The sequence below is a fragment of the Streptomyces cahuitamycinicus genome (genome assembly GCF_002891435.1).
Classification (GTDB): Bacteria; Actinomycetota; Actinomycetes; order Streptomycetales; family Streptomycetaceae; genus Streptomyces; species Streptomyces cahuitamycinicus.
Genome location: NZ_POUC01000257.1, coordinates 1 through 11678, shown reverse-complemented (window position 1 = coordinate 11678; position 11678 = coordinate 1). Strand labels below are relative to the sequence as shown.

The 11678-nt window shown below is 69.2% G+C and carries 7 protein-coding genes and 2 pseudogenes; 3 read left to right on the top strand and 6 right to left on the bottom strand.

Features of this window, described 5'->3' with window-relative positions:
- Positions 1-177, bottom strand: a pseudogene (locus C1J00_RS47085) (NTP pyrophosphohydrolase); the annotation flags it as partial.
- A gap of 81 nt (positions 178-258) precedes the next feature.
- Here C1J00_RS47085 and C1J00_RS28135 point away from each other — a divergent pair.
- The 3 genes from C1J00_RS28135 (at position 259) to C1J00_RS28125 (ending at position 4541) form a co-directional block, all read left to right on the top strand.
- Positions 259-1278 carry a PLL family lectin gene (locus C1J00_RS28135; protein WP_102911813.1) on the top strand — a complete coding sequence of 340 codons (1020 nt, stop codon included), beginning with the start codon at positions 259-261 and terminating at the stop codon, positions 1276-1278.
- Positions 1279-1506: 228 nt separating this feature from the next.
- Positions 1507-2778: a nucleotide sugar dehydrogenase gene (locus C1J00_RS28130; RefSeq protein ID WP_102911812.1), complete on the top strand. Its 1272-nt coding sequence runs from the start codon at positions 1507-1509 to the stop codon at positions 2776-2778.
- Positions 2775-4541, top strand: a complete 1767-nt coding sequence (locus C1J00_RS28125) for a glycosyltransferase (RefSeq protein WP_102911811.1) — start codon at positions 2775-2777, stop codon at positions 4539-4541. Before C1J00_RS28130 ends, C1J00_RS28125 begins: the two co-directional genes overlap by 4 nt.
- Before the next feature lie 61 nt (positions 4542-4602).
- Here C1J00_RS28125 and C1J00_RS28120 read toward each other — a convergent pair whose 3' ends face one another.
- The 5 genes and pseudogenes from C1J00_RS28120 to C1J00_RS28100 form a co-directional block, all read right to left on the bottom strand.
- Positions 4603-6027: a polysaccharide deacetylase family protein gene (locus tag C1J00_RS28120; protein WP_245936534.1), complete on the bottom strand. Its 1425-nt coding sequence runs from the start codon at positions 6025-6027 to the stop codon at positions 4603-4605.
- 59 nt (positions 6028-6086) lie between these two features.
- Positions 6087-7526 carry a cellulose binding domain-containing protein gene (locus C1J00_RS28115; RefSeq protein WP_102911809.1) on the bottom strand — a complete coding sequence of 480 codons (1440 nt, stop codon included), beginning with the start codon at positions 7524-7526 and terminating at the stop codon, positions 6087-6089.
- Positions 7527-7688: 162 nt separating this feature from the next.
- Positions 7689-9818, bottom strand: a complete 2130-nt coding sequence (locus C1J00_RS28110; protein WP_102911808.1) for a 3-hydroxyacyl-CoA dehydrogenase NAD-binding domain-containing protein — start codon at positions 9816-9818, stop codon at positions 7689-7691.
- Entirely contained in the window at positions 9815-11032 is a 1218-nt protein-coding gene (locus C1J00_RS28105; RefSeq protein ID WP_102911807.1) for a thiolase family protein, read from the bottom strand. Before C1J00_RS28105 ends, C1J00_RS28110 begins: the two co-directional genes overlap by 4 nt.
- Before the next feature lie 239 nt (positions 11033-11271).
- Positions 11272-11601 (bottom strand): annotated as a pseudogene (locus C1J00_RS28100) (substrate-binding domain-containing protein); the annotation flags it as partial.
- Positions 11602-11678: the final 77 nt, after the last annotated feature.

Genomic DNA, 11678 nt, shown 5'->3' with positions numbered 1-11678 from the left:
CCCCTCCACCACCAGGACGATCTCCACCGGGCCCGAGACGGCGGGGACTCCCTCCGACGCCAGCCGGTCGCGCAGCCGTTCCGCCGCACCCCGGCGGTCCCGCCACCAGCCGTCCGGCACCGACCCGACGACGTTGGCCGCGTCGACGACGACCAGGACAGGCGTGTTGGCGTTCATGTGGCCAGGGTTGCACGGCAGATGGGCGCCCGGCGGGGCCGGGCGGCACGCCGGGCCCCGCCGGGCGCATAAAGTGAACAGGTGAACGGCGACTGGCTCATCCGCGGCCGCGACGGCCGCCTCACCGTCTACCTGCCCTCCGGCGACGCCGTCCTGTGCCGTGCGGAACGCGGTCCCGCCGGCCCCTGGGAGGACGTCCCCCGCACCGTCGGCGGCAGCCAGAAGCTGCACCCGGGCGCGGCGGTCGGCCAGGGCAGGGACGGATACGCCCACCTGGCCGCCTGGCGGCCCACCGTGCCGGGGGAGTCGGGGCTCGTGCACTCCACGCACTTCCGGCCCGGGCTCGCGGCCCTGGACTGGGTCCCGATCGGGCACCCGGACCAGAAGGGCGACCGGACCGGCCCGCCGGCCGTCGCCGTCGACGGAGCGGGGCGCGGCTATGTCTTCGTTCGGAACACCAACGGCGGGGTCAGCCTGCGCAACCAGAAGGTCAAGGGCGGCTGGAGCACCTGGCAGAACCTCGAAGGGCAGGACGTCGAGGGCGAGTTGGCCGCCGTGACGGGGGAGTCGGGGCTGGTGGAGCTGTACGCCTCCGTCCCCGGCGGGATCCTGCACTGGCGGCAGGAGGGGGACGGGAAGAGGCCGGTGCGGGCCGAGGGCGTCGACGTGCCCGTCCGCCCGGGAACCCTGCGCGCGCTCGCCACGTCCGCCGAGCACACCACCCTCTTCTTCACCGACAGCTCGGGCGACCTGTGCGCCTGGCGCCCCGGTGAGAAGCCGGCGACCCTCCTGGAGTCCGCGGGCCCCGGCCCGGTATCCGCCGTACGGTGCGAGATCGAGGGGCACGACTGCACCGTGCTCGCGCAGCGGTCGGCTAGCGGCAGGGTCGCCTTCGCCGCGTATCCGACGGAGCAGGAGTCGGCCGGTGCCTGGTGGACCGGGTCCGGGCCCCAACTGCCCGCCGACGCCGTGGTGTCGGTGGCGCTCGACGAGCACGGGGAGGTCGTCGCGGCCTCCGTGTCGCCCTCGACGGGGACCGTGCTGCTCACCCGGCGCAAGGACGAGCCGGGGCTCGCGCTGGAGGCCTGGCGGGAGATCTGACCCCGTCAGAAACGGAACAGACCTCTTCATCTTGAGGCTCTTGACGCAGCAGACACACAAGGTGCGTCGAGGGTTGTACAGATGTGTGCGTGACAAGGCGCACCTCGGGTGAACGTGGTCAAAAAGTGAAGGTCTTGTTAACCTCTTCGGACTTGTTCGATTTGCTCGGGGGGCCGGTTGCTGCTGCGTCTGGCCGACGCCGTTGCAACGGGGTTGGGGAATGATGTCGTGAGCAGATCCTCCACGGTGGATCTTGTCGTTGTCGGACTCGGTTACGTGGGGCTGCCGTTGGCCAGATCCGCCGCCGCCGCGGGTCTGAAGGTGGTCGGTCTCGACCGCAGCCGACGGGTGGTCGACGGACTGAACGCCGGCCGTTCACACATCGACGACATCACCGACTCCGAAGTGCGCGCCATGCGCGAACAGGGCTTCGAGGCCGTCGACGAGGCCGCGGTCATCGCCGGTGCCGCCGCGGTGGTCGTGTGCGTTCCCACGCCGCTCACCGAGCACGGAGCCCCGGACCTCGGCGCGGTGCACGCCGCCGTCGACGACATCGCCGCCCACCTCACCGCCGGCACGCTGGTGGTCCTGGAGTCGACGACGTACCCGGGCACGACCGACGAGGTCGTCCGGCCGCGCCTGGAGGCCGGGGGGCTGCGGGTCGGTATCGACTTCCATCTCGCCTTCTCCCCGGAGCGCATCGACCCGGGCAACCCCTCCTTCGGTCTGGAGAACACGCCGAAGGTCGTCGGCGGCATCACGGCCGACTGCACCAAGGCCGCCCGAGCCCTCTACGAGCGGTTCGTGAACCGGGTCGTCGAGGCGAAGGGCACCCGCGAGGCCGAGATGGCCAAGCTGCTGGAGAACACGTACCGGCACGTCAACATCGCGCTCGTCAACGAGATGTCGATGTTCTGCCGTGAGATCGGCGTCGATCTGTGGGATGCCATTCGGTGCGCGTCCACCAAGCCCTTCGGCTTCGCTCCGTTCTTCCCGGGCCCCGGCGTCGGCGGGCACTGCATTCCGATCGACCCCAACTACCTGTCGTACAAGGTGCGTTCGCTGGGCATTCCGTTCCGGTTCGTGGAGCTGGCGCAGGAGATCAACCAGCGGATGCCCGTGCACGTGGTGAACCGGGCCGCCGATCTGCTCAACGACCAGGGCAAGGCCGTGCGCGGCTCCCGGGTCCTGCTGCTCGGCGTGACCTACAAGCCGGACATCTCCGACCAGCGCGAGAGCCCGGCTCTGGCCGTCGCGGAGAACCTCCTGGCCCGCGGCGCCGAACTCGTCTACTTCGACCCGCGCGTCGAGGACTGGCGCGTCGGCGGTGAGCCCGTCGAGCGGGCCGCGGACTACCTCGCCGCCGCCGAGACCGCGGACCTCACCATCCTGCTCCAGCCGCACCGCGAGATCGACCTCGACGAACTCGCGGACCGCGCCCGGGCGCTCTTCGACACCCGGGGCAAGTCCGCCGACCACCCGCGGGTGGTCAAGCTGTGACTTCCGAAGATACGTTCATACCCGGTGCCGTCGACTCCGGTGGGCGTCGAGCGCACCGGAAGCGGCGGCATCTGAAGGTCTCGTACTTCGTCTTCCTGGGCCTGGCCGCGCTCATCGCCACCCGGCTCGACGCCGGTTCGCTGCACCTGTACTCGATGGGGGCCATGGGCCTGCTGGCCCTGAAGATGTTCGGCGCCCTCTTCTACCGTCCGGCGAAGGCCGGGCGGGAGGAGCTGGAGTACCTGGAGAACGCCTGGGTCACCGCGGTCATCCCGATCTACAACGAGGACCCGGTGATGTTCGAGCAGGGCATGCGCAGCCTCCTCGCGCAGAGCCGCCTGCCGAACGAGATCCACATCATCGACGACGCCAGCGCCAACGACTCCGGCATCCGGGCGGCGAAGAGGATGCGCCGCGAGTTCGAGGCGAAGGGCGTCAAGTACACCGTCAGCGTGCAGCCCGAGAACAAGGGCAAGCGCGAGGCGCTGGCACTGGGCTTCGAGGCCGCGCCGTACTCCGACATCTTCCTCTGCGTCGACTCGGACACCGTGCTGTCCCGGGACACCGTGCGCGAGCTGCTGCTGCCGCTCGCCGACGAGAAGATCATGGCCTCCACCGGCATGGTGCTGGCGCTCAACCACGACAGCAACATCTTCACCCGCCTCCAGGACCTGCGCTACGGCAACTCGTTCCTCTTCGAGCGGGCCGCCTACTCCCGGCTGAAGTCGGTCCTGTGCTGCTGCGGCGCGCTCTCCGCGTACCGCGGCACGCTGGTGCGCAAGTACCTGCCGGACTTCCTCAACCAGCAGTTCCTGGGCAAGCCGGCCGTCTTCGGCGACGACCGCCGCATGACCAACTACTGCCTGATGGAGGGCCAGGTCGTCTTCCAGGAGACCGCCGTGGGCTACACGGCCGTCCCCGAGAAGCTGCCGCACTTCCTGCGCCAGCAGGTCCGCTGGAACAAGTCCTTCTTCCGCGAGTCGCTGTGGGCGTTCCGGCACCAGAAGAAGTACCGGCCGGCCTTCTGGCTGACCTGCATGGAACTCGCGCTGTGGCTGGTCTTCGGCTCGGCGATGTTCTACTCCATGGTCATCCTGCCCATCATCAAGCCCCAGCAGTTCGTCAACCACATCGGCGACTACCTGGTCTTCATGGTGCTGATGGGCTACCTGCGCAATGTGCGCTACCTCGACTTCCCGCGTCGCGGCATGGGCTTCGTCAAGCGCTTCGGCATGTTCCTGCTCGCGCCGATCTACGGCGTGATCCAGCTGACGCTGCTGACCCCGCTGCGCTTCTACGCCCTGTTCACCCTGCACAAGGGCAGCTGGGGCACCCGCCAGGGCGGTGTCGAGGTGTCCGTGGCCGGGGACCACGAGGGCGATGTGACGGAGATCTTCGAGGAAGAGGACCCGTACTCCGACAAGAAGGTCACCGAGACGCTCCAGCTGATGCGTCTGGAGGGCGTGGCCCTGCGCACCCGGCCGCGCCCCGCGGGCGGCATCCCCTCCCAGCCGCAGCCGATCCCCGGGTACGACGAGGAGCAGCACGCGGCCGTTCCGCAGCAGCGCGTGAGCTGGGGGTCACCGGAACCGGCCGGGCAGCAGCAGTGGCAGGGCGGTCACCCCGGGCACCACGACCAGCAGCAGTACTACCCGGGCCAGGGCGGCCACGGGCCGCAGCAGGGCGGCTATCCGCCCCAGGACCCCTCGTGGCAACAGGGCCGGGGTCAGGGCCAGGGCGGCTACGGGCAGGGCGGCTGGTAGAGGCGTAGAGGAACGCAGAGAGGGGCGGCCGGGGGCCGCCCCTCTCTTGTGTGTCCGGACCTCAGGTGTAGGAGGCCATGGCCTCCTCGACCGTCAGTACCGGGATGTCCCGGTCCTCGATCGCCTTCATCAGCGCCTCCAGGCCCGCGGTGCCGATCTCGGTGCTGGTCCTGGGAGTGCCGTCGACGACCTTGTGCAGGCAGAGGATCAGCCAGTCGCCGTTGTTGACACACCGGTCGAGCTTGCCGCCCGCGCCCGTCAGCTTCGACAGGGCCGTGCCGCCGATGCCCGTGCCGTCGTTGATGCCCGTCAGCGCCTTGAGGCGATAGGGCATCGCCGGGGCGAACGACTCGATGGTCTCGGAGATGATCGACCGGGCCGTGGTGAAGTGCCGGCTCGCGATCTGGTCGACCGGGACCCCGTCGGAGGTCTTCTGGAACGCGCCGTGCGGATAGGCGAAGTGCTCGCTGGTGAAGCCGTTGGACACCAGCCACTCGCGCAGCTTGCGGAAGTCGTCGTCGGCCTGCTCGGCGGTGAGTTTGGGGTAGCTGGCCGTGTGGACGGCGTTCGCGTACGAGTGGCCGCCCATCTCCCACCCGGAGAAGTCCTGCATCGACCGCATCTGGTCGAGGGTCAGGAAACTGCCGGTGCCGATGGCGTCGGCGATGTTGTAGACCGTGCCGGGGAAGCCGAAGCGGTCCATGACCGGCCGGGCCAGGTCGTGGACCGACTTGTGGGAGTCGTCGAAGGTGATGGAGACGACGCCCTTGGGGAAGACCGAGACGGTGTCCGGTATCAGCTCGACGGCCTGGAGCCGGTAGGTCACCGGACCGCCCGCGTTGTCGTACACGGCGAACGACATGTCGGTGAAGCCGGTCTTCGTGGAGGGCTTGCCGCTGGCGCCGATGGAGTACGTGCCCGCCGCCGCGTTGACGTCCGCCCACTGGAGGTGGACGGTCACCCACTCCCCGGACTGGACGTAGTTCGCCGAGGTCTTGGAGTGGACGTGGTGCGTCCAGGCGAAGTGGTTCGCGAGGGAACCGCTGCCCAGGTAGAAGACGCACTTGGCCAGGTTCGTCACGTCGTCGACGCGGAAGACCAGCCGGATCATCTTGCCCGTCAGGCTCATCGCCGGCAGGCCCGTCTTGCGGACGTAACTCTGCTTGCCGGTGCCGTTCGTGGTCACCCGGACCGACTGAGTGCCGCGGACGAAGGCGGACTTGTCGTTCGCCTCGGCCGACGCGGTGCCCGCGCCCCCCGGCGTCCAGCCGTGGCCCGACTGGAACTGCTGGGACCAACTGGCCCGGCGGTACTTGGGGCGGCGGCCGGAGGGGGCGTAGAGGGGAGGCGTGGTGAGGCCTCCGATGCCGCCCCCGGCGGCCGGGGCGGCGGCGGGCTGTGCCACCACCTTGCCCAGCCACGCGCCGCCGCCGGCCATGGCGACGCCTCCTGTACCGCCCATCAGCAGAGCGGAGCGCCTGCTCACCACCGGCTTGTTCTCCGTTGCCTCGGCAGCGTGCCTGTGGGCGCCTGACCGCCTGTTCTTCACCGGGACTCCCGAACCGTGTCGAAGTAGTTCATACCCTCGTCGGTGAAGTCCTCGACAGCGGACTGCACTTGCTTCGCCGACAGGGTGTCGTTCGCGTTGTAGTAGAGCCAGTCCACCTTCATGTCCCAGGCGCGCTCGCCCTTGAACGGCAGATCGATGAACCAGTGGTTGAAGTTCACGGACATGTCCGCGCGCGGGGCGTACTTGCCGTTGCTGAGGAAGAGCTTCTTGCCGTCGAGCCAGTAGGCGACGACGCCGTCCTTCACTCTGATCAGCACGGTGTGCCAGGTGTCGAGGCTCTTGTTCGTGGTCTCGTAGACCCGGTCGTTCGTCTTGTGGTCGTACCAGGTCACGGTGTCGAGCTTGGGGCCGGGTCGGCCCCAGCCGCCGTTCGGCATGTACTCGTTGTCCAGCTCGCTGTACTTCGAGCCGGTGCCGCCGATGGTGTAGAAGGTCTGGTTGACGTGGTCGCCGGCGTCGCCGGTGGTCGGCTCGTCGCTGAAGTGGATACGGGCCGCGTAGGTGCCGTCGCGGAACTTGCTGGCGGCCGTGCCGAGGCTGGCCTGCTTCGTCCCGGCCTTGGTGCCGTCGGTGCTCGCCCGCAGGTTCAGCACCTGGCCGCCGGCGTGCGCACCCTCGGCGGTGGGGAAGCTGACACCCTTCGCCGACCAGGTGCTCTCGACGCCCGGGCCGCCCTTGCTGGTGCGGACCAGCCAGCCGTGCTTGAACAGGGCCGGGTCCTTGGGGCCCTGGTACGTGAAGTCGTCGAACAGCACCCCGGAGGGCGGGGCGGCCGGCGGCTCCGGAGCGGCCTTCGCCGCCGTCTTCTTCTCGTCGCTCGCCTTGGTGCCGTCCGGCTCCACGCCCCAGGCGAGGACGCCCCGCTTGTAGGCGGTGACGTTCTCCGCCTCCTTGTAGCTGGTCATCTCCGCGTCGAAGGAGCGGTCGTCGGACTGCTTGAGCTTCTCGTGGTCGGTACGGAAGAGCTGGAGGTCGATGCCCTTGCTGTTGGCACCGGGCTTCAGGTCACCCGCGGCGGTCGTGAACCGGACCTCGAGGTAGTGGTCGGCGGTGTCCGTGGGCTTGTCCATCGCGACGATCCGGCCGGCGACGTTGGAGCAGCCGAAGACGGCGTTGACACAGTTGAAGGCGTACGACGCGGAGCCGTCGGCGGTGAACCAGTACCGGAGCGTCACATCGCTCAACGGCAGTGGCTTGTCCGTGTCGTTGAAGACCTCCAGCGACGGCTTGGCCGCCGTCGCCGTCGCCGGGGTGTCGGTCCGGTAGCGGACCTTCAGCTCGGGCGGATCCGGGTTCGCGGCCTTCCACACGGGATAGAGCGCCGTGCCGCCTGCGGCGACGACCGCCACGAGGAGCAGGAGCCTGATCTTGGGCCAGACCCGGCGTCGGGGTGTTCGGCGACGAGGGGACGCCACGCAGGACTCCTTCTGGGGCACCCTGCGGTCTTGGGTGGAGACCGTCAGAGTCGGGTAAACAATGGTCGGATTGTGTGAGGATCCTATCCGTGGCGGCATACAGAAAGGGGGGCGGGTGCACGGATTGTTACCGTACGCCCCACCCCCCTCAGGGGTATCGCGTTACGCCGGGACGCTCGCGACGCCCTGGGCCAGGAACCTCTTGCCGTTCACCCGCTCGGAGACACCCTCGCGGTCCAGGTACGGCGTGATGCCGCCCAGGTGGAACGGCCAGCCGGCGCCCGTGATGAGGCACAGGTCGATGTCCTGCGCCTCGGCGACGACGCCCTCGTCGAGCATGATGCCGATCTCCTGCGCCACCGCGTCGAGCACGCGGTCGCGGACCTGCTGCTCCGTCAGGACGCTGTCGCCCTGCTTCAGCAGCGCGGCGACCTCGGGGTCGAGCTCGGGCTTGCCGGAGTCGTAGACGTAGAAGCCGCGCTTGCCCGCCTTGACGACGGCCGCGAGGTTCGGGGAGACCGTGAAGCGCTCCGGGAACGCCCGGTTGAGCGTCTCGGAGACGTGCAGGCCGATCGCCGGGCCGACGAGCTCCAGCAGTACCAGCGGCGACATCGGCAGACCGAGCGGCTCGACGCCCTTCTCGGCGACCTCGACGGGGGTGCCCTCGTCGATGATGTTCTGGATCTCGCCCATGAAGCGGGTCAGGATGCGGTTCACGACGAACGCCGGGGCGTCCTTGGTGAGGACCGCGGTCTTCTTCAGCTTCTTGGCGACGGCGAAGGCCGTGGCCAGGGACGCGTCGTCGGTCTTCTCGCCGCGCACGATCTCCAGCAGCGGGAGGACCGCGACCGGGTTGAAGAAGTGGAAGCCGACGACCCGCTCGGGGTTCTTCAGCTTCGACGCCATCTCCGAGACGGAGAGGGAGGAGGTGTTCGTCGCGAAGACGGCGTGCGCCGGGGCGACCGCCTCGACCTCCGCGAACACCTGCTGCTTGACGCCGATCTCCTCGAAGACCGCCTCGATGACGAAGTCCGCGTCCGAGAAGCCCTCGGCCTTGTCCAGCACACCGGAGACCAGCGCCTTGAGGCGGTTGGCCTTGTCCTGGTTGACACGGCCCTTGCCGAGCAGCTTGTCGATCTCGGCGTGGACGTAGCCCACACCCTTGTCGACGCGCTCCTGGTCGATGTCGGTCAGTACGACCGGCACCTCCAGGCGGCGCAGGAACAGCAGCGCGAGCTGGCTGGCCATCAGACCGGCGCCGACGACACCGACCTTGGTGACCGGACGGGCCAGGTTCTTGTCCGGGGCACCGGCGGGACGCTTGCCGCGCTTCTGCACCAGGTTGAAGGCGTAGATGCCGGAGCGCAGTTCGCCGCCCATGATGAGGTCGGCGAGGGCCTTGTCCTCGGCGTCGTAGCCCTGCTGGAGGTCGCCGTTCTTGGCGGCGGCGATGATGTCCAGGGCCCGGTAGGCGGCCGGGGCGGCGCCGTGCACCTTGGAGTCCGCGATGAAGCGGCCCTTGGCGACGGCCTGGTCCCAGGCCTCGCCGCGGTCGATGACCGGGCGCTCGATCTCCAGCTCGCCCTTGAGGACGGCGGCGGTCCAGATCAGCGACTGCTCAAGGAAGTCCGCGCCCTCGAAGATCGCGTCGGCGATCCCGAGCTCGTAGACCTGCCTGCCCTTGAGCTGCCTGTTCTGGTTGAGGCTGTTCTCGATGATCACCGAGACGGCCTTCTCGGGGCCGATCAGGTTCGGCAGCAGCGTGCAGCCGCCCCAGCCCGGGACCAGGCCCAGGAACACCTCGGGCAGGGAGAACGCGGGGACGGCCGAGGAGACGGTCCGGTACGTGCAGTGCAGGCCGACCTCGACACCGCCGCCCATCGCGGCGCCGTTGTAGTACGCGAAGGTCGGCACGGCCAGCTTGGAGAGCCGCTTGAAGACCTCGTGGCCGCCCTTGCCGATGGCGAGCGCGTGCTCGTACTCCTTGAGGATCTCCACGCCCTTGAGGTCGGCGCCGACCGCGAAGATGAACGGCTTGCCGGTGATGCCGACGCCGATGATCTCGCCGTCCGCCGCCTCCTTCTCGACCTGGTCGATGGCGGCGTTCAGGTTCGCCAGCGAGGCCGGGCCGAAGGTGGTCGGCTTGGTGTGGTCGTGGCCGTTGTCCAGGGTGATCAGGGCGAAACGCCCGGCACCGGCGGGGAGGTCGAAGTGGCGTACGTGCGCACTCGTGACGACCTCGTCCGGGAACAGCTCGGAAGCCTGCTTCAGAAGCTCGGCGGTGGTGCTCACTTGTCCCCCTCGAAGTGCGGGTTCTCCCAGATGACCGTCGCGCCCATGCCGAAGCCGACGCACATGGTCGTCAGGCCGTAGCGGACGTGCGGCTGCTCCTCGAACTGGCGGGCCAGCTGCGTCATCAGACGGACGCCGGAGGAGGCCAGCGGGTGACCGAAGGCGATGGCGCCGCCGTACTGGTTGACGCGCTCGTCGTCGTCGGCGATGCCGTAGTGGTCGAGGAAGGCCAGCACCTGGACGGCGAAGGCCTCGTTGATCTCGAACAGGCCGATGTCGGAGATCGACAGGCCGGCCTGGGCCAGCGCCTTCTCCGTCGCCGGGATCGGGCCGTAGCCCATGACCTCCGGTTCGACGCCCACGAAGGAGTAGGAGACCAGGCGCATCTTCACGGGGAGGTCGTGCTCGCGCGCGAAGTCCTCGGAGGCGATGAGCGAGGCGGTGGCGCCGTCGTTCAGACCGGCCGCGTTACCGGCGGTGACCCGGCCGTGCACACGGAACGGGGTCTTCAGGCCGGAGAGGTTCTCCAGGGTCGTGCCCGGGCGCATCGGCTCGTCGGCGGTGACCAGGCCCCAGCCCGTCTCACCGGCCTCGGGGGAGGTGCGGCGTACCGAGACCGGCACCAGGTCGGCCTGGATCTTGCCGTTGGCGTACGCCTTGGCGGCCTTCTCCTGGGAGCGCACGGCGTACTCGTCGGCGCGCTGCTTGGTGATCTGCGGGTAGCGGTCGTGCAGGTTCTCCGCGGTCATGCCCATGAAGAGAGCCGACTCGTCGACCAGCTTCTCGGAGACGAACCGCGGGTTCGGGTCCACGCCCTCGCCCATGGGGTGACGGCCCATGTGCTCGACACCGCCCGCGATGGCGATGTCGTAGGCGCCGAAGGCGACGGAACCGGCGACCGAGGTGACGGCCGTCAGGGCGCCGGCGCACATGCGGTCGATGGAGTAGCCCGGCACGGACTGCGGGAGACCGGCGAGGATCCCGGCGGTGCGCCCGATGGTCAGGCCCTGGTCACCGATCTGCGTGGTCGCGGCGATGGCGACCTCGTCGATCTTCTTCGGGTCGAGTCCGGGGTTGCGGCGCAGCAGCTCCCGGATCGCCTTCACGACGAGGTCGTCGGCCCGGGTCTCGTGGTAGATGCCCTTCGGGCCCGCCTTGCCGAACGGGGTGCGGACGCCGTCGACGAAGACGACGTCCCTGACGGTACGAGGCACGATGGCTCTCCTCCAGGGTCAGGATCTGCATTGCTGCTGCGATGCGCTGAGCGCGCGCTCAGGCCCATGCTACTTATGAGTAACGTTGCTGCACACCCCTGACAGGCGGAGCGTTGAAGGTCACACCTCCGGGTGGCGCGGCACCCAGCATTTCAGGGGCCCGGGGCTGTGCCCGATCTGCGGCTGTCGCCGCGTGGGCGCGAGCAACCCACGACGGCTCGCACCCCCCGTACGGACCCCTACCGAGGCGGCGCAGTGGACCCCCGAGGCGTCAGCACAGGGGTCGGCACGGGATGCGACCCGCCCTCACCCCCGGTGATCACCGAGAACAACGTCCGGGCCACCTCCGCCCCGAACCCGTGTACGTCGTGACTCATCGCCGACAGCGTCGGATGCGTCAGCCGGCACAGCTGCGAGTCGTCCCAGGCCAGCAGCGACACGTCCTCCGGCACTCGCAGCCCCATCTCCGCCGCGACCGCCAGCCCCGCCACCGCCATGATGTCGTTGTCGTACACGATCGCGGTCGGCCGGTCGGCCGGCGCGGCGGTCAGCAGAGACCGTGTCGCCTGCCGTCTCGTCGTCATGCACTCCGTGCAGCGCACTGGACCGGCCACCAAGGTGATGACTGATCCCACTGTGGTGTGGG